General features: G+C 50.4%; 1 protein-coding gene. It reads left to right on the top strand.

Annotated features, from left to right (window positions below; all coding sequences use genetic code 11):
- Positions 1-119: 119 nt before the first annotated feature.
- A complete protein-coding gene (locus ACJBF3_RS26150; RefSeq protein ID WP_406545305.1) occupies positions 120-539 on the top strand; it encodes a tail fiber assembly protein in 420 nt (139 codons plus the stop codon).
- The last annotated feature ends 3 nt before the right edge of the window (positions 540-542 follow it).

Here is a 542-nt window from a genome sequence, read left to right as displayed (position 1 = left end):
CGTCACTTATCTCACCAAAGCGGGTTTTGGTTTTGATGGCCGGTGCTGGAGCGGAGTGACAGGAACGGATGCGCAGCCATTCGGCGAAGAGGTTTATTATATTGCATGGGGTAACTGATATGGCTGATTATCAATACAGCGCTAAGAATAACGCATTTTTCCGTACTGCCGAACTGGGCAATTATGAGGCCGCAGGGTGGGACTTGTCTGACCTGGTTGATGTAACTCTTGAGCAATTCACAGCATTCACGCAGGATCGCACCGTTGATGGTTTGGTGCGCATTGCAGGCAATGACGGGATGCCCGCATGGGGTGATATCCCTCCTCGCTCAGCAGAAGAGCTTGAGGCTGACGCAGTCTCTAAAAAAGCATCCCTTATCACATATGCCACACATACTATCGCCCCGCTTAAGGATGCCTCTGACGGTGGTTATATTGATGATGCAGATAAACCAAAACTCGCTGCGTGGCAGAAATATCGCTATGCGCTGACAAAGGTTGACCCCGCAAAGCCTGTCTGGCCTGAGATGCCAATATAGGAA

It is taken from the genome of Enterobacter sp. PP-008-ECC_S150, from assembly GCF_045257065.1.
GTDB lineage: Bacteria > Pseudomonadota > Gammaproteobacteria > Enterobacterales > Enterobacteriaceae > Enterobacter > Enterobacter chengduensis.
This window is presented reverse-complemented; position numbering and strand designations above follow the sequence as displayed.

What these genes read in the sequence shown, in the direction of transcription:
- ACJBF3_RS26150 (WP_406545305.1), top strand. Translation starts at nt 120, where the DNA reads ATGGCTGATTATCAATACAGCGCTAAGAATAACGCATTTTTCCGTACT.